Here is a 21269-nt window from a genome sequence, read left to right on the forward strand (position 1 = left end):
CGCCTTTATCAACCGCGGGCGGTTGATAAAGGCGCACAGCAGAATCAAGAATGCCAGCACGAAACTTACTTGCAACAAAGTTGGGTAATTGGTTCACGTCCGCGAAACGCAAGCGCGCCACGGACGAAACACCAGCCCAGCAGTCTTCTACTCAACGACGTGCCACCCGGCACGTGCGACTAGGAGGTAGTAAGTGAGTACCGACGATTTGTTGGCGAACTCCGGTAACGCCGCATGGATGCTGATGGCCGCATCACTGGTTCTGCTGATGACACCGGGTGTCGCATTCTTCTACGGTGGCATGTCTCGGTCCAAGTCCGTGCTCAACATGATGATGATGTCCTTCGGTTCGATGGCCGTCATCGGTGTGATCTACGTGCTGTGGGGATGGTCCATGTCCTACGGCACCGAGAACATCGGTGGCATCTTCGCGAATCCCTTCGAGTTCTTCGGACTCAAGGACAGCATCACCGACGCGGACGGTAACTTCATCGCCGGTGCGTGGGGCTACCCCAATGTCATCGACATCGCCTTCCAGGTGACGTTCGCCATCATCACGACCGCACTGATCAGCGGTGCGTTGGCCGAGCGCGTGAAGTTCGGCACGTGGATGCTGTTCTCGGGCATCTGGGTCACCGTTGTCTACTTCCCGCTCGCTCACATGGTGTGGGGTGGCGGACTGCTCTCGGGTTCCGAGGACGGTATCGCTGCAAAGATCTTCGGCACCACCGACGACGGTGACGGTGGCCTGGTTGCCGCTGTCCCGCCGATCGACTTCGCCGGTGGCACAGTCGTTCACATCAACGCCGGTATGGCCGCTCTGGTACTCGCACTGATCGTCGGCAAGCGCGCCGGCTTCGGCAAGACCGCGTTCCGCCCGCACAACCTGCCGCTCGTCATGCTCGGTGCAGCTCTGCTCTGGTTCGGCTGGTTCGGCTTCAATGCCGGTTCCGCATTCGCTGCCGACGGTTTTGCCGGTCTCGCCTGGGTCAACACCACGACCGCTACTGCGGCTGCAATCCTCGCGTGGCTGCTCACGGAGCGTATCCGTGACGGACATGCCACCAGCCTCGGTGCTGCTTCCGGTGCTGTTGCCGGCCTGGTTGCCATCACTCCGGCCGCTGGTGCACTGAACCCGGTCGGCTCGATCTTCCTCGGCGCAATTGCCGGCATTCTCTCTGCTCTCGCCGTCGGCCTGAAGTTCCGCTTCGGCTTCGACGATTCGCTCGACGTTGTCGGTGTTCACCTCGTCTCCGGCCTGTGGGGCACGATCGGTATCGGCTTCTTCGGTACGTCGACCGGTCTCTTCTACGGCGGTGACTACAAGCAGTTGGTGGTTCAGATCGTGATTGCAGTTGTCGCTCTTGTCTTCACCGGTGTTCTCACCGCGATCATCGGCTACGCACTCAAGCCCCTCGGATGGCGTATCTCGCCCGAGGACGAGGCTCGTGGAATCGACGAGACCCAACACGCAGAGACCGCATACGACCTCGCGTGATCAGCACGTGATTAAAGTGAAATCGCAGCACTTCAGAGTTGGGAAAGGGATGAGCACATGAAGCTGATCACAGCAATCGTCAAGCCGTTCACGCTCGAGGACGTCAAAACCGCGCTCGAGCAGGCCGGGGTGCTGGGCATGACTGTCAGTGAAGTTCAGGGTTACGGTCGTCAGAAAGGCCACACCGAGGTGTACCGAGGCGCGGAGTACTCCGTGGACTTCGTACCGAAGGTTCGGGTGGAGGTCGTGATCGACGACGCGGCTGTCGACAAGGTGGTCGAGGTGATCGTCGAGGCTGCGCGCACCGGCAAGATCGGTGACGGCAAAGTCTGGGTTTCGCCGGTCGAGTCGGTCATCCGGGTTCGTACCGGAGAACGTGGTGGCGATGCACTCTGACCCGAAAGGGTCCGGGAACTTCGGCCCTGGTTCCGTCGCCAAGGCGACGGGGCCAGGGCCGGTCTCGTCAGGGGGATCCGATGAAGCCGCGGACCTGGCCCGCGCACGCAAGGCATTGCTCAACGGTGGACCCAAGAATCGACGGCTCGATGCGCCGTCACTGCGTCACGCACTGGTTGATCTCCACGAGTTCTGGCTGACCACCAAGGGCGCCGAATTGGGAATCAAGCCCGACTGCGGGTTTGCGATTGTTGCTGTCGGTGGGCTGGGCCGACGCGAATTGCTGCCCTATTCCGATCTCGATCTGATTTTGCTGCACGACGACATGGACCCGGCCGTGGTGGCCCACGTGGCGGAACGCCTGTGGTACCCGTTGTGGGACGCGCACATCAAACTCGACCACAGCGTGCGGACGCTGCCGCAGGCCTTGCAGGTTGCGGCAACCGATATCACCGCGTCGCTCGGCATGCTCGAAGCTCGCCACATCGCGGGCGACCAGGAACTCACCAATTTGCTGATCAGCGGTGTGCGACGCCAATGGCGGATGGACATTCGCAGCCGTTTCGACGAGTTGATCGCCCAGACACAGTCGCGATGGGCGAGTAGCGGAGAGATCGCCCATCGAGCCGAGCCCGACCTCAAGAGCGGTCGTGGCGGTCTGCGTGACGTGCAGTTGCTCAATGCCCTGTCCATCGCGCAGCTGACGGACGGCATGCCGGGACTCGGCCCCAATTCGCCTGGTGGCGGTCTGGCATTGGCGCACCGGCGACTGCTCGACGTGCGCACCGAGTTGCACCGGGTGGCCGGTCGGCCTCGGGATCAGTTGCGGGCTCAGGACGCCGACGAGATCGGTGCCGCGCTGCGGATCGGTGACAGGTTCGACCTGGCTCGTCTGCTCAGCGAATCGGCGCGCATCATCAGCTATTCGGTGGACGTCGGAATCCGTACTGCCGGAAACTCTTTGCCCAAGCGTGGGTTGAATCGGCTCCGGCGACCGCCGGTGCGTCATCCTCTGGACGAGGGTGTCGTCGAGCATGCCGGAGAAGTGGTGCTGGCGCGCGATGCTCGGCCCAAGAAGGATCCAGGGTTGATCACGCGGGTGGCGGCGGCAGCCGCAACGGGCGGTCTGCCGATCTCGGCGTCGACGCTCAATCGCTTGGCGGACAACGCTCCTGAATTGCGTGAGCCATGGCCCAAGAACGCGGTCAACGATCTTCTGGTGTTGTTGGGGTCGGGTTCGCGGGCGGTGCCGGTCATCGAAGCTCTTGATCGCACCGGCTTGTGGGGGCGATTGTTGCCGGAGTGGGGCACGATCCGGGATCTGCCACCGCGTGATGCGGTCCATACCTGGACCGTCGATCGGCACCTCGTCGAAACAGCTGCATACGCAAGTGGATTCACAACGCGGGTCGCGCGTCCTGACCTGTTGATGCTCGGTGCGTTGATTCACGACATCGGCAAGGGGCGCGGCGGCGATCACAGTGTGGTCGGTGCGGAATTGGCCACGGCAATCGGAAACAGGTTGGGGCTCTGGCCTTCCGACGTCGTGACGTTGTCCGCGATGGTGCGGTATCACCTGCTGTTGCCGGAAACGGCGACGCGGCGCGATCTGGACGATCCGGCGACGGTACAGGGGGTCGTCGACTCACTGGGCGGTGACGGAACGCTGCTCGACCTCCTTCACGCGCTCGCCGAGGCGGATTCTCTGGCTACGGGTCCGGGCGTGTGGGGCGATTGGAAATCGTCGTTGATCGGCGAACTGGTGCGTCGATGCCGCTTGCTGATGGCGGGGGAGCAGCTACCGGCTCCGGATCCACTCGATCCCGAGCAGTTGTCCATCGCCGAAGACGGCGGTGTTCATGTGTCGTTGACTCCGGCCGAGAACGTCCACACGTACGTCGTCACGGTCATTGCGCCGGATGCGCCCGGTCTGTTGTCACGGGCCGCGGGAATTCTTGCGTTGTCGTCGCTGCGGGTGCATTCTGCCTCGCTCGGTGCGCACGCGGGATCTGCGGTCAATTCGTTTGTGGTGACTCCGCGTTTCGGCGCGCCGCCGCAGGCTGCGCTGCTGCGACAGGAGTTGATCCGCGCGTCCGAGGGGGAGCTGAACCTGCTCGAGCTCCTCGATGCCAAGGAAGAGGAGGCGCGGGCGCAGCAGTGGGAAGATCCGATTGCGCTCAGCAAGAGTTCGGCGATCCCGGTCCTGTATGCGCAGGCACCGCCGCGGGTGATCTGGTTCGATTCGCCCGGTGACGGTCAGGCGATTCTCGAAGTACGCACCGAGGATCGCGTCGGATTGCTGTGCCGGTTGGCTGCAGCTCTCGAACGTAGCGGCGCCGATATCAGGTGGGCAAAAGTCGCGACCTTGGGCTCCTCTGTCATCGACTCGTTCTGCCTCGACTTCGGTGGGGCCGATTCACGGGCGAGTCGGGAGCGCGTCGAGGCCGCTGTTCTGGGGGTTGTGCCGCTGCCGCAGCCGGAGAAAAAGGCTCAGTAGCGACACGCCTGAAAGCGCTTACGTCCGCATCGGCTGGGATCGATGCGGACGTAGCGGCTAGGCTGGTGCCCGAGAATATCCACGGCAAACTCGCACGACCTTCAGGAGCGCACTCGGTGTTCGAATCCCTTTCCGACAGATTGACCGGATCTCTCAAGGATCTGCGTGGTAAGGGTCGTCTGTCCGGCGCCGATATCGACGCGACCGCCCGTGAGATCCGCCTCGCACTTCTCGAGGCCGACGTGGCGCTGCCTGTCGTCCGCAGCTTCATCGCCAAGATCAAGGAACGTGCCAAGGGCGCCGAGGTGTCCGGTGCGCTCAACCCGGCGCAGCAGGTCGTCAAGATCGTCAACGAGGAGCTTGTTCAGATCCTCGGCGGCGAAACTCGCCGGTTGCAGTTCGCGAAGAACCCGCCGACGGTCATCATGCTGGCCGGTCTGCAGGGCTCCGGTAAGACCACCCTCGCCGGCAAGCTGGCCAAATGGCTCAAGGACCAGGGCCACACGCCTCTCCTCGTCGCGTGTGACCTTCAGCGTCCCGGCGCCGTCACGCAGCTGCAGATCGTCGGCGAACGCGCCGGTGCCGCAGTATTCGCACCGCATCCGGGTACGTCCATCGGTGGCGGCGACAACGCCCTCGGTGTGTCCGCGGCCGACCCCGTCGAGGTAGCCCGAGCGGGCGTCGAAGAGGCACGAAACAAGCAGTACGACGTGGTCATCGTCGATACCGCCGGCCGACTCGGCATCGACGCCGAACTGATGGAGCAGGCCGCCGGCATCCGTGACGCCGTCAATCCCGACGAGACAATTTTCGTTCTCGACTCGATGATCGGTCAGGACGCGGTCAGCACCGCCGAGGCGTTCCGCGAGGGTGTCGGCTTCACCGGCGTTGTTCTCACCAAGCTCGACGGCGACGCCCGTGGTGGTGCCGCACTCAGCGTCCGTGAGCTCACGGGCCAGCCGATTCTGTTTGCGTCGACCGGCGAGAAGCTCGAAGACTTCGACGTCTTCCACCCGGACCGTATGGCCAGCCGCATCCTCGGCATGGGCGATGTCCTGAGCCTTATCGAGCAGGCCGAGCAGGTCTTCGACGCCGATCAGGCCGAAGCGACGGCCGCCAAGATCGGTTCCGGCCAGCTGACGCTCGAGGATTTCCTCGATCAGATGATGGCTGTGCGCAAGATGGGTCCGATCGGCAACCTTCTCGGCATGCTGCCCGGTGCCGGCGGAATGAAGGACGCGCTGGCCAACGTCGACGAGAAGCAACTCGACCGCATCCAGGCGATCATCCGCGGTATGACGCCCGCCGAGCGTGAAGACCCCAAGATCATCAATGCGTCGCGCCGTCTGCGCATCGCCAACGGCTCGGGTGTCAAGGTCTCGGACGTCAATCAGTTGGTCGACCGGTTCTTCGAGGCCCGAAAGATGATGGCCGCCATGGCCGGTCGCATGGGTATGCCCGGCGCCCGCAAGCAGGTGCGCAGCAAGAAGGGCAAGAAGGGCAAGAAGGGCGGCAAGGGTCCGACGCAGCCCAAGATGCGCGGAGGGTTCCCCGGTATGGGCGGATTCCCGGGTATGCCCGGCGGCATGCCTGCCGGAATGCCCGACCTGTCGAACATGCCCAAGGGGCTCGACCAGTTGCCGCCCGGACTCGAAGGCATCGACCTGTCGCAGCTCAAGCTGCCCAAGAAGTAGACACGTGAGCGCCCTCCATCTGCGGGGTATCGGTCTGCCCGACGCCGCGCCGATCGAACTGTGGGTTGTCGACGGCCGGATCACGTTCGAACCGGTCGCAGGCGCCCAGACGATTGTCGACGCGGGGTGGATCACTCCCGGACTTGTCGACGCGCATTGTCATGTCGGTATTCGCTTCGGCGGGGGCGGCGGCGAGACCGTCGACGGTCTGATCGCTCAGGCACAGACCGAGCGCGACGCGGGTGTCCTGTTGTTGCGTGATGCGGGATCACCCGTCGATACCCGATTTATCGACGATCGCGCAGATCTTCCGCGGATCATCCGGGCGGGTCAGCATATTGCTGCGCCCAAGCGGTACATCCCGGGGTTGCCGGTCGATCTCGACGACGAATCGCAGTTGCCGGCCGAGGTCGTGCGTCAAGCGAAGGCCGGTGACGGCTGGGTCAAGCTTGTCGGCGATTGGATCGACCGTTCTGTCGGTGACCTCGCGCCGCTGTGGAGTGACGAGATCCTGGTGGAAGCCATTGCGGCAGCTCACGCGGAAGGCGCCAAGGTCACGGCCCACGTTTTTGCCGAGGACGCACTTCCCGGCCTGATCAACGCCGGCATCGACTGCATCGAGCACGGCACCGGTTTGACCGACGAGACTATCGAGTTGATGGTTGCTCACGGCACCGCGCTGGTGCCGACGCTGATCAACATCGCGACGTTCCCCGGCATCGCCGATTCCGCGACGCGGTACCCGATCTACGCGGCCCACATGCGCGACCTGCACTCGCGGCGCCATCGGACGATCGGTGCGGCGCACGAAGCCGGCATCCCGATCTACGCCGGCACGGATGCCGGGGGATCGATCCTGCACGGCCGGATCGCCGACGAGGTGGCTGAACTCGAGATAGCCGGCCTGTCGTCACACGACGCGCTCGGTGCGGCCTGCTGGGATGCGCGCACCTGGCTGGGTGGCTCTGGATTGATCGAGGGAGCGCCCGCTGACCTGGTGGTTTTCGACGAAGATCCGCGTGGAAACACCGCTGTGCTGGCGAAGCCCGCCCACGTGGTGCTTCGCGGCAATGTAATCGCCCGATAACGCTTGCCTGGATTTCATCCACAAGTCGGTATCTGGCACAATGGACGACTGTTCGTCGCAAACGGTTACGTACCGCTGCGACGGTCACAGGTTAGAGGCAAAACCGGGCTCCCAAATTCGTGGGGGTTGCTGAATTGCACGTGACACGCGCCGCACTGTTGTGCGCGCTGAAGGAGTACCGCAGCCATGGCTGTCAAGATCAAGCTCACCCGCCTCGGCAAGATCCGCAACGCTCAGTACCGCGTTGTCATCGCCGATTCCCGCACCCGTCGTGACGGCCGTGCGATCGAGACGATCGGCAAGTACCACCCCAAGGAAGAGCCGTCGCTGATCGACATCGATTCCGAGCGCGCTCAGTACTGGCTGTCCGTGGGCGCACAGCCCACCGAGCCCGTCGAGGCTCTCCTCAAGATCACCGGTGACTGGCAGAAGTTCAAGGGCCTCCCGGGCACCGAAGGCACCCTGCGTGTCAAGGAAGCCAAGCCCTCCAAGCTCGAACTGTTCCAGGCTGCACTCGCACAGGCCGAGAACGAGCCGGTTGCAGAAGCAATCACCCCCAAGAAGAAGAAGGCTGCCAAGGCAGAAGAAGCTGAGGCTGCTGCCGAGGCTCCCGCTGCAGACGCCGAGGCTGCTGACAAGTGAGTGCCGTCGTCGCTGATGCGGTAGAGCATTTGGTTCGCGGCATTGTCGCCAATCCTGACGACGTGCGCGTCGAACTGATGACCGGACGTCGTGGACGTACCGTCGAGGTGCATGTGCATCCCGACGATCTCGGCAAGGTCATCGGCAGGGGCGGCCGCACCGCAACCGCTCTGCGGACCCTGGTTTCCGGTATCGGTGGCCGTGGCATTCGCGTTGACGTCGTCGACACCGATCAGTAGACGGCAGCATTTCTGTGGAACTCGTTGTCGGTCGTGTCGCGAAGTCGCATGGCATCAAAGGTGAACTGGTCGTTGAGGTTCGTACTGACGAACCCGAAGAGCGTTTTGCCGTTGGATCTGTGCTGCGTGGGCACAAGCCGCGTGAGTCCACAAACAAGTCCTACACAGTAGAAGCCGCCCGGGATCATTCCGGGCGGCTCCTGCTGCGTCTCGAAGGCGTCAACGATCGCGGCGAGGCAGATGCCTTGCGCGGAACGTTGTTTGTCATCGACAGCAGTGAACTCGAACCGTCCGACGACCCGGACGAGTTCTACGATCACGAACTCGAAGGACTGAAGGTCGTTCTGGCCGACGGTACCGAAGTGGGTTCTGTGATCGAGGTGTTGCATTCTGCGGCAGGCGAATTGCTGTCGATCAGGCGCACCGGTGAGACGTCGGGCGAGTTGTTGGTTCCCTTTGTCGCCGCCATCGTGACCAAGGTGTCCATCGCCGACGGCCTGGTCGAGATCGAGCCTCCTGAGGGTCTGCTCGACCCTGACTTCGGTGACAAATCAAATTCAGACGGCGACTGATCGATTCATGCGTCTCGACGTAGTCACCATTTTTCCCGAGTATCTCGAACCGCTTCGTGCTGCCTTGCTGGGCAAGGCAATCGAACGTGGCTTGATCTCGGTCGACGTTCACGATCTGCGTTCGTGGACACATGACGTACACAAGGCCGTCGACGATTCCCCGTACGGCGGGGGCCCGGGCATGGTCATGAAACCCACCGTGTGGGGTCCTGCTCTCGACGACGTCCTCGGACGCTCCGATTCTTCCGGCCCGGATGATGCGGACACTATTCTGGTGGTACCAACTCCCGCCGGAGTTCCCTTCACTCAAGCCACTGCTCATCGTTGGTCGAAGGCGCAGCATCTTGTTTTTGCGTGCGGTCGGTACGAGGGTATCGATCAACGAGTCTTCGACGATGCGGCCAAGCGGGTGCGTGTCGAAGAGGTCAGTATCGGCGATTACGTCCTGATCGGCGGTGAGGCTGCCGTACTGGTGATGGTGGAAGCGGTAGTCCGCTTGATGCCCGGTGTTCTCGGCAATCAGCTCTCGCACCAAGAGGATTCGTTTTCCGACGGTCTTCTCGAAGGGCCGAGTTACACCCGTCCAGCGGTCTGGCGTGACCTCGAAGTTCCGCCGGTTCTGCTATCCGGCGATCACGCGAAGATCAAAGCGTGGCGCCACGAGCAGTCGCTGGCGCGCACGGCCGAACGTCGGCCGGATCTACTGCCCTAGGCGGTTCGCTTCAGCCAGGTGACGCTCGCACCGTTGTCGAACGCTTCGCTGGCTGTGGGCGCGAAGAGGGTCGGCTCGAACGCGCCGGCGATCATCGGAATTCCCGCACCTGCGGCAACTGGGTATTTCTTGATGATCAGTTCGTCGATCTCCGGTAGTAGTTCCCCGGCAAGTATTCCACCGCCGCACAGCCAGATATCTTGTCCTTCTTCGGCTTTGAGCTCTTTGGTTTTCGTCAACGGGTCGCCGCGCACCAGATTGACTGCCGGATCGTCGATGTCGGGGAGCGTGGTCGAGACGACAAACTGCCGCAGGTGCGCGTACGGACTGCTTACACCGGCGCTTCGTGCAGGTTCGTAGGAACCGCGGCCCATGAGAACGGTGTCGAAGACCTTGTTGGGAGGGTTGTTCATTCCGATGTGAGGCCGCAGGTGCGTGGGCACGGTCTCGGGATAGCGCTCGCTGAGCGACGCGGTCATCTGATCGGAGAGCGGATAGAAATCGAATTCTCCTCCGGGACCCGCGATGTATCCGTCAAGCGTCGTTCCGACGTAGTACACAAGCTTTCGCATGAATAACTCCGTTCGTAGTACTCTGTTTGTAGTGGTTTCACGTTAAGGCTGGCTCAGGAGTGGTGTCAAGTGCGAAAGAACCCGGAACGTCGGCTGGCGCTGATCGATGCCGCAATCGAGGTGCTGGCGCGAGAGGGTGCTAGAGGCTTGACATTTCGCGCGGTCGATTCGCAGGCGAACGTGCCGAACGGGACTGCGTCGAACTACTTCGCGAATCGCGACGACCTCCTCACTCAAACCGGTGGCCGGATCTATGAACGACTGATACCCGATAATCTCCAGGGGATGATCGACCCCGTCAACGGCACAGATCGTGAGCGTCTGGTGACGCTCATGCTCGAGGTGGTCGAACGGGTCACCTCATTCGGGACGGGATTCCTTGCGCTCATGGAACTGCGCCTCGAGGCGACTCGTAGGCCTGACCTTCGAGCGGTTCTGACGGTGCGCATCCGTGAAGACTTCGAACTCAACGTCGCCAACCACGTGGCTTCGAGGGTGCCGGGTGATGCGATGACCGTTCGACTGCTCTATCTGTCGTTGAACTGGTTGATTCTCGACCGCCTCACGCTGCCGGATCTGTTCGGCGACGAGGACATTCGAGCGCTTGTCGAGGCGGCTGTCGATCGGGCGCTGCCGCCAACTCGGTAGCCGGTCAGTGTTTGTCGGTGCTGCGCCGGAACGAGAAGTATCGGTGTCCCAGAAAACTCACGCCGGCGATAATCAACATCACCACAGCCTGCGCCGGCAATGGTGGTGCATGGAGAACCGACACCGCAAAGGTTCCCAGAATCAGATTCAGTACGAGTCCACCGGAATTGACGACGATGAACGCCCCGAGGTCCCGGGCGACGTGCCCTCGGACGCGGAAGACAAGAGTCCGGTGCAGTACAAACGCGATCAGGACACTGATGCTGTAGGAGCCGATCAGCGCGACCGCATAGAGGTTGTCGTTACCCAACGCGAGCATCCAGATGACGAACAGCCCGTATCCGATGGCTGTATTAGCCACTCCCACAACGGCAAACGCGACGGGTTGGTGTTTCACTATCCGTAGCAGGGGGCCCTGGTCTGCTATCGGCGCGGTGTCCTCGCTCACGGTGCGTCGTTCGCCGCGTTGGTGATCCGGTCACGTCGACGGCCGCGCAGATACATCCATTCGAGGACGCCGAGGCCGAGGATTCCGGCGACCATCGACGCGCCGCCGATTTTCCACCCTGGTGGACGCCAGGTAAGAATCAGCTCCGCGTCCTGAGTCCCGGCCGGAACATCCACCGTGACAAAGGACTTCGCCACAACGTCGATGGGAACCGATTGACCGTTCAAGGTGGCGCGGTAGCCGGGCCAGCCGAGGCGGGCGAACACGACCGTCCCGCCGTCGCGTGAGCTGACCCGAAGAGTGCTCGACATATTCGTCTCGGCGACCGACGTTGCTTCCACTCCTTGGGTGTGCGAAATTCGGCCGTTGCGAGTCGATACCGGACCGTCGACGCGTTCGAGTACCGAGATGTAGTTCTCGTGGCCGGGGTAGTCGACCCATTTCCAGCCGTCGGGGGCCGGGTGGTTACGAGCATCGGGATACAACGCGTTCTGCAGGACAACGCGGTCCACGTTCATGAGATCGACCAGGGTGCGGCCGGTTTCCGGTTCGACGGAGAATGCCCGCGCGAACGCGTCGGGGCACACGCTCATGTCCCACCGCATACACAGGAGATTGCCGAAGTAGTAGTGCCCGTTGGGGGTGTAACCGCTGGTGTAGGTGAGCTCGAGGTCCTTCGGATAATTGCCGAAAGCGAGTGAGCCGTACGCGCCGTCGAGGGTGCGTTGGTCAGGGGTGACGAGGGCGCGATCGGCGAGTTGCAGTGTTGTTCCGTCGAAGTCGGGGAAGGCTGCTTTCATATCCGATCGGGATTCGGGCAGGTTCCAGCTCATCGGTGTCGGCTGCGCTGCGCGAACCTGGGCGTAGGCGATGGGGGAGACCGCGACTATGGCGAGGATGCAGGCTGCGGCGGTCCCCTTGGTTCGGCCGAGCCAGACCATCGCGGCACCGAGAGCAGCGACGGCGACGGCGGAAATCACGTGCCATTCGAGGAGGCTGGGTGCGGCCGATGCAGAGCGGATCAGGAGGAGGCCGACCAGGATTCCGGCGGCGGCGCCGCGGCGGCGCCAGTTGTCGGTGGTGGCGTAGCGCCCGAGGAGGATGCATACCAGGAGTAGCAGTCCGATCGCCACCATCGGAAGCACCCGCGCGGGCCAGCGGAGGGGCCCGATGGTGCTCGGTCCGGCAGTCCACATGAGGACTGCGACCGTGAAGATTCCGACGGCGGTCAGCTCGCGCGCGGCGCCACGAGCTTTGCCCCAGTCGATGAAGGCAAGCGCGGGAATCAGGAACCAGGCGATGTACACCATCGGCATCGTCTGGATGTAGCCCCACCACGAGACGAATGCGGGCATCGTGCTGGGCAGGCTGGCGTTGAGGGATTCCGACCACGGTACGGCGAGGAACGCGTCGTTCTTGACTTCCGAGGCGCCGCGCCACGTGACGTCGGCGGTGAGCAGACTCGGCAGGTAGGTCGCGAGGCCGGCCAGCGCGGCACACGCGGAGACTGCGAGGAGTCGCACGGACGGCAGCCAGCGTCGTTGGTAGACCACTTCGCCGATGGCCACAGCAACGATCATCAGGCCGGATTCGACTGAGGGAAATACGTATTGGACCGACATCGCGAGGTACAGGAACACAAACGTCGGTATCGGACCGCTCTTGCCGCGGGCGTACCGGATCGCCGACGCCCAGGCCTGCACCATCCACGCGGTGCCGGTGAAGGCCGTCATCCAACTGGCCTCGTCGAAGAAGAGCAGGAAACCCGTGAAGGGAATCGAGACACCCGCAACGGCAGCCCAGGCGGGCTTGGAACCGTACTCGAGGCAGATCCGAAACACGCCGAGTCCGAGGATGATCGCGAAGATCAGCTTGACGAGCGTCGCGTACAACGCGAGGTTGTCGAAGGACGGCGCGATCAGGTCGATCAGCAGCTGCGGTGGGTTGAGGAGACCGGCTTCCTCGATGGTGTAGTTCCCGGCCATCCAATTCTCCGGCACGAGAAACGGCAGGTGGCCCTCGCGCAGACTTCGGCCCAACATGACCCACAACGGGGCGTACTGGGACTCGGTGTCGTCCGTGTAGAAATGGCGGGCATTTGCGAGGACAACAGCAACGTATCCCGCGATCACGCCGACCGCGGTAACGGCGCCCCATTTGTACACATCGGCTCTGGCCTGGATGCGAGTTTCCACCACGAGTTCCAGACCTTAACAGGATCGACTGATCGGACCATGACGCGCGCGGGTAAACCGTTGACAAAGTACAAGAGTCGCGCATCCGAGCGTGTTAAAGTTCGCGGCGGTGTGAGTCCGGTCGCACTGATCACTCGACCCTTCGTCGAGTTCCCGAAGGGAGCAGTAAGCGAGTGCACTCGATCTCCGTCGTGGTGCCCGTGTACCAGGGCGAACGCACGATTTCCGGCCTGGTCGACGAGCTGAACACTCTCACCGGTACCTGTATCACTGCAGGTGGTGCCGAATTCTCGGTCGATGAGATCGTCCTTGCTCACGACAACGGCCCAGACCGCTCCGACGTGGTTCTCCTCGAGTTGGAGCGCCGCTTCGACCATGTGCGGGTGATCTGGCTGAGCCGCAACTACGGCCAGGACGCCGCCACGATCGCCGGTATGGCTGCTGCCCGCGGCGACTGGATCGTCACGATGGACGAGGACGGTCAGCACGACCCGGCGTCGATCAGTGCGTTTCTCGACGCAGCATTGCGTGAACGCTCCGACCTCGTCTATTCGAAGCCGGTCAATACCCGTCCGCACGGATTCCTCCGAAACGTGACGTCGCGGGGCGCAAAGATGGTTCTCGCGACGGTATTTGCGTTCCCGGCATCGGCGCAATTCGAAAGCTTCCGCCTGGTTCGGGGCGACATCGCGAGGCAACTCGCGGAGGTCGCGGCAAACGGTGCGTACCTCGACGTCGCTCTGACGTGGGTTGTGGGTAACACCGCTACCGTTCCGGTCACCTTGCGCGCGGAGGGCCGAGACGAATCCGGCTACAACTACCGCCGCTTGTTCTCGCTGTTCTGGAAGATGGTGTTGTGCAGCGGAACCCGCGGGCTCCGGTTGGTCAGTTTGCTCGGGGTGACTCTGGCGCTGGCCGGTGTGGTCGTGGCCGCGGTGATCTTCGTCCAGGCCGTGACCGGCGATAACAACGATCCCGAAGGATGGGCGTCGATGATCGTGGCTTTACTCGTCTGCTCGGGAGCAATCCTGTTCTCACTTGGTCTTATTGCCGAATATCTTGGGGTTGCATTGCATATTCTGGTGGGCAAACCGCTCTATCTGAAGGTAGACGCACCCCGTCCGGGACTAGTGGATGTGGACGGCGCTGCACGTGAACGCTGACCGCATCATCTTCAGCAGGCCCTACCGCGCCGAGAATGAATTGGCCAATCTGGCAACGGTTCTGGAATCGGATCACGTTCACGGCGACGGCACGTTCACCGCCGCCTCCACCGCAAAGATCAAGGCGATTACCGGTGCAAGACATGCATTGCTGACAACCTCGTGCACTCACGCGCTCGAACTGGGTGGACTTCTGCTGGAGATCGGCCCGGGCGACGAGGTCGTTGTCCCGAGTTTCGCTTTCAGTTCCGCGGCGACCGCGGTCGCGCTGCGCGGGGCAACCGTCGTGTTCGTCGACATCGATCTGGAGACCGGCAACATCGATCCGGCCGCTGTCGCCGACGCGATCACACCGCGCACCAAAGCTGTGCTGGTCATGCATTACGGCGGCGTGGCTGCCGACATGGAACCGCTACTGGCACTTGCGAAGGAACACGGGTTCGCCCTGATCGAGGACAACGCGCACGGGCTGGGCGGCTCGTGGCGTGGCCGCACACTCGGCACGATCGGCACCGTCGGCACCCAAAGTTTCCACGACACCAAGAACATTCATTGCGGCGAGGGCGGCGCACTCCTGCTCTCCGACGACGCACTGATGGAGCGCGCCGAGATTATCCGCGAGAAGGGCACGAACCGCGCTCGCTTCCTGCGCGGTCAGGTGGATAAATACTCGTGGCAGGACATCGGTTCGAGTTACCTGCCCAGCGAACTCAACGCGGCAGTACTCGACGCGCAACTAGCCGAGTTCGATGCGATTCACGTGAAGCGGCACAGCGTCTGGAGCGGCTACAGCGAGAACCTGTCCGATTGGGCCAAGATGCACGACGTCCACTTGATGACTGTTCCGGAGGATCGTGAGCACACCGCGCATCTGTTCTACCTCCGCTTGCCGAACGAGCGCAGTCGCGATGCCATGATCCGGCACATGGCCGAACGCGGCGTCGTGGCACCGTTCCACTACGTGCCCCTCGATACGAGCGCGGCCGGGATGCGCTACGGCCGAACGCCTCAGCCGTGCGTTCGCAGTCTGCAGTTCTCGACCACGATTCTGCGGCTTCCGCTGTGGCCGATGCTCACAGACGACCAGCAAGGCCGCGTCGTGGACGCTGTGGCGTCGTATCGCGGGTAGTTCAGAGCTTGATGTAGTTCAGGGCTTGCTGTAGTCAAGTCCTTCTAGGGCCCGGATGCTTCCTGAACGGGGTTGTCGCTTGCCGGCTTGGTGGGCGACCACTCGTCCACCGTGCCGTCGGGGAAGAGGATCTGCGTCACGCCGGTGATCGTGTCGCGGGCGTGGAGCGCACTCTCGTCGTTGGTGGCGTCCGTTACCGAGGTGTCCGGTATGAGTCCGTAGTTGTCATCGTCTTGGTACTGAATGTCCTCGCGGGCGGTGACGGTCACGATGAATCGGTTGTCCTCGCCGACGATGCCGGTAGTCAGATGGACCCACTGGTCACTGACACAGCACATCCACCCCTGTTTGACGGCAAGCACCGGTTCGTTGAACAACGCATCCGGGAGGCCGAAACGTTGGTCGTAACCGTCGGCCGCTGTCGCCGTGGACTGCCGGAGGTGGTCGACGATCAGACTGATCCGATCTGCTCCCAGTTCTGCGGTGTCGTCGAGAACGCCGTCGTAGAACGTGATCAGGTCGTGCACCGTGGTTTCGGTGTTCCACCACAATCCGTCGAACGGCGCGGTGGTGGAGGTCAACGAATACCGCTCCGCGACCCGGTCGACCAGGTCGGAACCACCGGCTGCATCCCACAGGAGATTGGCCGCGGTGTCGTCGGAAGATTCGAGCATGGCAGCCATGAGGGTGCGGTCGTCGTCGCCGAGTGGGCGTTCGCCACGCGAATCTTGATACAGAAGATCTTCGGTGATGAAAAGCTTTGCTACCGAGGCTGTTTCGATCTGCTGATCGCCGCCCGCTTCGAGATAGTTGCCCGTGGTCCGGTCGAACACGGCAATCGACGCCTCGGCGCCGCGATCAAGCGCGGCGGTATGCGCCTGTTCGATTCGTACGTCCAACGCGTCCGCGACCGGCATATTCGTGTCAGGAAATGGGGCAGTCTGGGTTGGTGCGGCATGGTCCTGTCCCGAAGCGCATGATGCTGCAAGAGTAACTGCGGCAACAGTGGCGAGAACCCGGACGAACCGCGCAGTCATCAAATTCCCCCGGACTCCGGACACGGCGCTGTCTGCCGGTCTTCTTGTTCCAGGATAGCGGTAGGCTCGGTTCTCGTGATTCTCAAGACCGTGAACCAGCGCATTGCCGAGGAACTCGACGTCCGCGAAGGGCAGGTGGCTGCGGCCGTAGACCTGTTGGACGGCGGGGCCGCCGTGCCCTTTATCGCCCGGTATCGAAAAGAAGTCACCGGCACTCTCGACGACGCTCAATTGCGACTTCTCGAAGAGCGCCTGCGCTACCTTCGGGAACTCGACGAGCGGCGCGACGCGGTTCTCGTCGAGATCGAATCCCAGGGCAAGCTCGACGACGCCTTGCGTGGTCAGATCATGCTTGCCGACACAAAAGCGCGGCTAGAAGACATCTACCTGCCGTTCAAGCCAAAGCGTCGCACCAAGGCGCAGATCGCCCGCGAAGCCGGACACGAGCCCGTCGCAGATGCACTCATCGGGGATCCCACCACCGACCCCGCGCAGTATTCGGACGAGCAGCTCGACGGTGCGCGGTCGATCCTGGTCGAGCGTTTCGCCGAAGATGCGGACCTCGTCGGAGAATTGCGCGAGCTGATGTGGACTCGCGGACAGGTTGTTTCCGCGGTTCGCAAGGGCAAGGAAAGCGATGGCTCGAAGTTTGCTGACTACTTCGAGTTCTCCGAACCATTCGCAAAACTTCCGTCTCACCGCATCCTTGCGGTCTTGCGCGGAGAGAAGGAAGAAGTGCTGTCGGTGACGATGGCCCCCGATACCGTGGAACTCGCACCGGGGGAGCGCTCCGTCTACGAAGGCCGCATCGCCACCCGGTTCGACATCGCGGATCGCGGACGCGCAGCCGACGGCTGGCTACTCGACACCGTCCGATGGGCGTGGCGGACCAAGTTCGCGGTCACCCTCGGCGTCGACGTGCGGATGCGGCTGCGTCAGTCCGCAGAGAAGGACGCCGTCGACGTGTTCGCGACCAACCTCAAGGACCTTCTTCTGGCGGCGCCCGCCGGTGCTCGTCCGACGATGGGGCTCGATCCCGGATTCCGCACAGGCACAAAGGTTGCCGTCGTAGACGGTACCGGCAAGGTTGTTGCGTACGAGACCATCTACCCGCATCAGCCCCACAACAAGCGAGACGCTGCGCTGGCCACACTGGCGGGCTTGGTAGCCAAGCATGGCGTCGAATTGATCGCCATCGGCAACGGCACCGCGTCCCGCGAGACCGATACGTTGGCCGCGGACCTGATCACCAAATCCGGCGCCACCAACCTCACCAAGATCGTTGTCTCCGAAGCCGGCGCGTCCGTGTACTCCGCGTCGGCGTACGCATCCCAGGAACTGCCGGACCTCGACGTGTCCATCCGCGGGGCTGTCTCCATCGCGAGGCGTCTCCAGGATCCGCTCGCCGAACTGGTGAAGATCGACCCGAAGTCCATCGGCGTCGGCCAGTACCAGCACGACATCACCGAATCGCTCCTCTCTCGTTCACTCAACGCCGTGGTCGAGGATGCTGTGAACTCGGTCGGTGTCGACGTGAACACGGCGTCGGTCCCGCTCCTGGCCCGCGTCTCAGGTATCGCCGGTTCATTGGCGGAAAGCATTGTGTCGCATCGAGATCAGAATGGCCCGTTCCGAACGCGCAAGGCACTCAAGGATGTCTCGCGGTTGGGACCCAAGGCGTTCGAGCAGTGTGCGGGCTTCCTCCGGATTGCCGACGGCGACGACCCGCTCGATGCGTCGAGTGTGCACCCCGAGGCGTATCCCGTCGTCCGCAAGATCGTCGCGAGCGCGGGCGGTGACGTCAGTAGCGTGATCGGGAATGCGACGGCACTGCGTACCGTACGGGCCGCTGATTTTGTCGACGACCGCTTCGGTCTTCCCACCGTCACCGACATCATTTCCGAACTCGAGAAGCCTGGCCGCGATCCGCGTCCGGAGTTCAAGACGGCCACCTTTGCCGCGGGCATCGAGAAGGTGGCACACCTCAAGCCGGGAATGGTGCTCGAAGGCGTGGTCACCAATGTCGCGGCCTTCGGTGCCTTTGTCGATGTGGGAGTGCACCAGGACGGTTTGGTCCATGTCTCCGCGATGTCGCACAGCTTCGTCAAGGACCCGCGGGAAGTGGTGAAGTCCGGTGATGTCGTCAAGGTCAAGGTGCTCGAGGTCGACGAGGCTCGTCAACGCATTGCGCTGACGCTGCGACTCGACGACGAGGTTGGTGCGCCGCCGCGAAAGTCCGACGGTCCTCGCGGCGGGCAGAGCCCGCGTCAGGGGCAAGGCGGGCAGAGCCCGCGTCAGGGACAAGGCGGGCAGCAGCAGCGTCGCGGCGGTGCCCAGCAGCAGGGCGGTCGGGACAAGCGTCCTGACAATCGGGCGCCGGCGTCCGGGTCGATGGCCGACGCGTTGCGTAACGCTGGCTTCGGTAAATAACCACAACGCGGTCTCGGCAAATAGCGTAGTTCGAGAGATTCGACCAGCCCGGTTTGCCACAATTGACTGGAACCGGGTTGGTTCGTTTCTGGAGTGAGGGCAGTGAATGCGAGAGTGGCTCGACCGCGAGATCATCGGCCACGGCCGATTGCCGCTGCTGTTCTTTCTGCTCGGCTTTCTCGCTGCATTTCTGTTCATCCGGCTGAGCGTGCGAATGATCCGTGCGCAGGTGAAGTGGTGGCCGGGCAACATCACTCCGGGTGGTCAGCACGTTCATCACGTGGTCTTCGGCGTTGTTGCCATGGTCGCGTCCGGCGGTGCGCTCATTGCGGTGTACGTGGACGGTTCCCAAACCACGGGCGCCGTCCTCGCCGCGATCTTCGGGATGGGCGCCGCACTGGTGCTCGACGAGTTTGCGCTCATCTTCTATCTGAAGGACGTCTACTGGTCGGAGCAGGGCCGGACGTCGGTTGACGCCGTTTTTGTCGCGATCGCGGTGACAGGACTCGTCCTGCTCGGATTCCGGCCGCTCGAATTGCTGGATCTGGCCGGTTTTCGTGAAGAGCGGGATCCGTGGATCAAGTTGGCTTTCGTGTTCGTCGCGCTGTTCAACTTCGCTCTGGCGGCCATCGTGATCCTCAAAGGCAAGATCTGGACGGGGCTCGTCGGCCTGTTCGTCTTCCCGTTGCTGGTGATCGGTGCGATCCGTCTGAGTCGGCCCGGCGCGCCGTGGGCCCGGTGGCGGTACACACGCAAGCCGAAACGGATGAACCGCGCGATCGAACGCGAACGAAAATGGCGACGGCCCGTCATCCGGGCCAAGATCTACGTCCAGGATCTGATTGCCGGATCGCCGAGCGTCGAACACGCGATGACCGCCGCCGAGGAAGAACTCGACCACACGATTCACCCGGCTCCGCCACCTCCGGTTTCACCCTTGTTGTCGTCGTCTGGCACAATGGACGGGTTGCCTGGACCAGGCAGCAGTACTTGATCTGGGCACGAACCAGTCGAGCGTCGTATCGGGCTTACCGAAGCGCCGCCGCTCGGTTCCTCTGCTCCTGCGAAATGCAAGGATGACACATGAACACTTTGGACTTCCTGGATAAGAAGTCGCTGCGCGACGACATTCCTGACTTCCGCCCCGGCGACACGCTCAACGTGAACGTCAAGGTTATCGAAGGCTCGAAGGAGCGCGTGCAGGTCTTCAAGGGCGTCGTTATTCGTCGTCAGGGTGGCGGCGTTCGCGAAACCTTCACCGTCCGCAAGGTTTCCTTCGGCGTCGGTGTCGAGCGTACGTTCCCGGTTCACAGCCCCACGCTGGCCTCCATCGAGGTTCTGACCCGCGGTGACGTTCGTCGCGCGAAGCTGTACTACCTGCGCGAGCTGCGCGGCAAGAAGGCAAAGATCAAGGAAAAGCGCTGATCTTTCTTATTGGCCCGGCACCGCGTACTCGCGGTGTCGGGCTAATCTGTTTCTGTGGCAGATTCTTCGAAGGAGCAGGCATTGTCGTCCGGACCCGAGAATCAGGATGGAACAGGTAATCCCGAGGAACAGAACACTCCTCGACCACAGGCATCACATAGATCACCCAAGAAACAGCGATCGTTCTTCCGGGAACTCCCGATACTGATCGGGGTCGCGCTGGTTCTCAGCATCGTTCTGCAAGCATTCGTCTTTCGCGTTTTTCTCATTCCGTCCGAGTCGATGGAACCGACCCTGCACGGCTGTGCGGGATGTACCGGTGACCGCATCGTGGTGGAGAAGATCGGATACCGCTTCGGCGATCCGCAGCCCGGTGACGTAGTCGTCTTCAAGGGTCCCGATTCGTGGAACACCCACTACACCTCCACTCGGTCCGACAATGTCGTGGTCCGTGGCATCCAGGAGGTCGGCTCGTGGGTCGGTCTGGTCCCGCCCGACGAGAACGACTTGGTCAAGCGCGTCATTGCCACCGGCGGACAGACCGTCGAGTGCTGCGACGAACAGGGGCGAGTTCTCGTGGACGGCAAACCGCTCGACGAGCCCTACGTCAAGATGGACTACCCGTTCACTCCCGGCATTCAGGATTGCCAAACCGCTGTCCAATCCGGCCGCTGCTTTGCGCCCGTCACCGTTCCCGAGGGACATGTTTGGGTGATGGGAGACAATCGGAGCAATTCCGCCGATTCGCGCGCCCATGTGCAGGACGAGTTCCAGGGAACGATTCCGCTCGACAACATCATCGGTCAGGCACGCTTCATCGTTCTCCCGCCTTCACGGATGGGTAGCATCAGTTCACCTGATCCCCAAAGCAATTGAGTGCACAAG

20 protein-coding genes are annotated in these 21269 nt (G+C 62.6%); 16 read left to right on the top strand and 4 right to left on the bottom strand.

Annotated elements, in window-relative coordinates; translation table 11 throughout:
• The first annotated feature begins 238 nt into the window (after positions 1–238).
• The 9 genes from ACFRFQ_RS18420 (at position 239) to trmD (ending at position 9337) form a co-directional block, all read left to right on the top strand.
• Entirely contained in the window at positions 239–1498 is a 1260-nt protein-coding gene (locus ACFRFQ_RS18420; RefSeq protein ID WP_138873731.1) for an ammonium transporter, read from the top strand.
• 57 nt (positions 1499–1555) lie between these two features.
• Positions 1556–1894 (top strand): P-II family nitrogen regulator, encoded by a 339-nt coding sequence (locus tag ACFRFQ_RS18425; RefSeq protein ID WP_033236555.1) that lies wholly within the window; start codon positions 1556–1558, stop codon positions 1892–1894.
• Entirely contained in the window at positions 1884–4391 is a 2508-nt protein-coding gene (locus tag ACFRFQ_RS18430) for a [protein-PII] uridylyltransferase (protein ID WP_378660455.1), read from the top strand. Before ACFRFQ_RS18425 ends, ACFRFQ_RS18430 begins: the two co-directional genes overlap by 11 nt.
• A gap of 116 nt (positions 4392–4507) precedes the next feature.
• Positions 4508–6085: a signal recognition particle protein gene (gene ffh, locus ACFRFQ_RS18435; RefSeq protein WP_378660458.1), complete on the top strand. Its 1578-nt coding sequence runs from the start codon at positions 4508–4510 to the stop codon at positions 6083–6085.
• A 4-nt stretch (positions 6086–6089) separates the two neighbouring features.
• Positions 6090–7172: an amidohydrolase family protein gene (locus ACFRFQ_RS18440; protein ID WP_378660460.1), complete on the top strand. Its 1083-nt coding sequence runs from the start codon at positions 6090–6092 to the stop codon at positions 7170–7172.
• A gap of 186 nt (positions 7173–7358) precedes the next feature.
• Positions 7359–7814, top strand: coding sequence for a 30S ribosomal protein S16 (gene rpsP, locus ACFRFQ_RS18445; RefSeq protein WP_378660463.1), 456 nt, complete (start codon positions 7359–7361; stop codon positions 7812–7814).
• Positions 7811–8053, top strand: coding sequence for an RNA-binding protein (locus tag ACFRFQ_RS18450; protein ID WP_033236551.1), 243 nt, complete (start codon positions 7811–7813; stop codon positions 8051–8053). Before rpsP ends, ACFRFQ_RS18450 begins: the two co-directional genes overlap by 4 nt.
• A 14-nt stretch (positions 8054–8067) precedes the next feature.
• Positions 8068–8625, top strand: coding sequence for a ribosome maturation factor RimM (rimM, locus tag ACFRFQ_RS18455; protein WP_378660466.1), 558 nt, complete (start codon positions 8068–8070; stop codon positions 8623–8625).
• A 7-nt stretch (positions 8626–8632) separates the two neighbouring features.
• Entirely contained in the window at positions 8633–9337 is a 705-nt protein-coding gene (gene trmD / locus ACFRFQ_RS18460) for a tRNA (guanosine(37)-N1)-methyltransferase TrmD (RefSeq protein ID WP_138873019.1), read from the top strand.
• Here the strand turns inward: trmD and ACFRFQ_RS18465 are convergent.
• Complete coding sequence (locus ACFRFQ_RS18465) at positions 9334–9909, bottom strand: dihydrofolate reductase family protein (protein WP_378660469.1); 576 nt, start codon at positions 9907–9909, stop codon at positions 9334–9336. The genes trmD and ACFRFQ_RS18465 overlap by 4 nt on opposite strands.
• A gap of 69 nt (positions 9910–9978) precedes the next feature.
• Between ACFRFQ_RS18465 and ACFRFQ_RS18470 the strand changes: the two genes are divergently transcribed.
• On the top strand, positions 9979–10557 hold the full coding sequence (locus ACFRFQ_RS18470; protein WP_378660471.1) for a TetR/AcrR family transcriptional regulator: 579 nt from the start codon (positions 9979–9981) through the stop codon (positions 10555–10557).
• Positions 10558–10561: 4 nt separating this feature from the next.
• Here the strand turns inward: ACFRFQ_RS18470 and ACFRFQ_RS18475 are convergent, their stop codons facing one another.
• Positions 10562–11005, bottom strand: a complete 444-nt coding sequence (locus ACFRFQ_RS18475) for a GtrA family protein (protein ID WP_378660474.1) — start codon at positions 11003–11005, stop codon at positions 10562–10564.
• The gene (locus ACFRFQ_RS18480; protein ID WP_378660476.1) at positions 11002–13200 is read right to left on the bottom strand and encodes a hypothetical protein; all 2199 of its coding nucleotides are present in this window, start codon (positions 13198–13200) and stop codon (positions 11002–11004) included. The genes ACFRFQ_RS18475 and ACFRFQ_RS18480 overlap by 4 nt, the downstream gene beginning before the upstream one ends.
• Positions 13201–13373: 173 nt before the next feature.
• Here ACFRFQ_RS18480 and ACFRFQ_RS18485 point away from each other — a divergent pair, with 173 nt between their 5' ends.
• Both ACFRFQ_RS18485 and rffA read left to right on the top strand, forming a co-directional pair.
• Positions 13374–14363 (top strand): glycosyltransferase, encoded by a 990-nt coding sequence (locus tag ACFRFQ_RS18485; protein WP_378660478.1) that lies wholly within the window; start codon positions 13374–13376, stop codon positions 14361–14363.
• Positions 14353–15492, top strand: a complete 1140-nt coding sequence (rffA, locus tag ACFRFQ_RS18490) for a dTDP-4-amino-4,6-dideoxygalactose transaminase (RefSeq protein WP_378660480.1) — start codon at positions 14353–14355, stop codon at positions 15490–15492. Before ACFRFQ_RS18485 ends, rffA begins: the two co-directional genes overlap by 11 nt.
• 44 nt (positions 15493–15536) lie before the next feature.
• Here the strand turns inward: rffA and ACFRFQ_RS18495 are convergent, their stop codons facing one another.
• Positions 15537–16529 carry a serine hydrolase gene (locus ACFRFQ_RS18495; protein ID WP_378660482.1) on the bottom strand — a complete coding sequence of 331 codons (993 nt, stop codon included), beginning with the start codon at positions 16527–16529 and terminating at the stop codon, positions 15537–15539.
• Positions 16530–16604: 75 nt separating this feature from the next.
• Here ACFRFQ_RS18495 and ACFRFQ_RS18500 point away from each other — a divergent pair, with 75 nt between their 5' ends.
• The 4 genes from ACFRFQ_RS18500 to lepB all read left to right on the top strand — a co-directional run bounded on the left by ACFRFQ_RS18500 (position 16605) and on the right by lepB (position 21260).
• On the top strand, positions 16605–18959 hold the full coding sequence (locus ACFRFQ_RS18500; RefSeq protein ID WP_378660485.1) for a Tex family protein: 2355 nt from the start codon (positions 16605–16607) through the stop codon (positions 18957–18959).
• 106 nt (positions 18960–19065) lie between these two features.
• Positions 19066–19953, top strand: a complete 888-nt coding sequence (locus ACFRFQ_RS18505; protein ID WP_378660488.1) for a hypothetical protein — start codon at positions 19066–19068, stop codon at positions 19951–19953.
• Between the two features lie 89 nt (positions 19954–20042).
• Positions 20043–20384, top strand: coding sequence for a 50S ribosomal protein L19 (gene rplS / locus ACFRFQ_RS18510; RefSeq protein ID WP_033236539.1), 342 nt, complete (start codon positions 20043–20045; stop codon positions 20382–20384).
• 54 nt (positions 20385–20438) lie between these two features.
• Entirely contained in the window at positions 20439–21260 is an 822-nt protein-coding gene (gene lepB / locus ACFRFQ_RS18515; RefSeq protein WP_378660491.1) for a signal peptidase I, read from the top strand.
• The last annotated feature ends 9 nt before the right edge of the window (positions 21261–21269 follow it).

It is taken from the genome of Rhodococcus sp. NPDC056743 (assembly GCF_042790355.1).
Taxonomy (GTDB): domain Bacteria; phylum Actinomycetota; class Actinomycetes; order Mycobacteriales; family Mycobacteriaceae; genus Rhodococcus_F.

What these genes read in the sequence shown, in the direction of transcription:
- ACFRFQ_RS18430 (WP_378660455.1), top strand. Translation starts at nt 1,884, where the DNA reads ATGCACTCTGACCCGAAAGGGTCCGGGAACTTCGGCCCTGGTTCCGTC.
- rpsP (WP_378660463.1), top strand. Translation starts at nt 7,359, where the DNA reads ATGGCTGTCAAGATCAAGCTCACCCGCCTCGGCAAGATCCGCAACGCT.
- rplS (WP_033236539.1), top strand. Translation starts at nt 20,043, where the DNA reads ATGAACACTTTGGACTTCCTGGATAAGAAGTCGCTGCGCGACGACATT.
- ACFRFQ_RS18495 (WP_378660482.1), bottom strand. Translation starts at nt 16,529, where the DNA reads ATGACTGCGCGGTTCGTCCGGGTTCTCGCCACTGTTGCCGCAGTTACT.
- ACFRFQ_RS18420 (WP_138873731.1), top strand. Translation starts at nt 239, where the DNA reads ATGCTGATGGCCGCATCACTGGTTCTGCTGATGACACCGGGTGTCGCA.
- ACFRFQ_RS18425 (WP_033236555.1), top strand. Translation starts at nt 1,556, where the DNA reads ATGAAGCTGATCACAGCAATCGTCAAGCCGTTCACGCTCGAGGACGTC.
- ACFRFQ_RS18505 (WP_378660488.1), top strand. Translation starts at nt 19,066, where the DNA reads ATGCGAGAGTGGCTCGACCGCGAGATCATCGGCCACGGCCGATTGCCG.
- trmD (WP_138873019.1), top strand. Translation starts at nt 8,633, where the DNA reads ATGCGTCTCGACGTAGTCACCATTTTTCCCGAGTATCTCGAACCGCTT.
- ACFRFQ_RS18465 (WP_378660469.1), bottom strand. Translation starts at nt 9,909, where the DNA reads ATGCGAAAGCTTGTGTACTACGTCGGAACGACGCTTGACGGATACATC.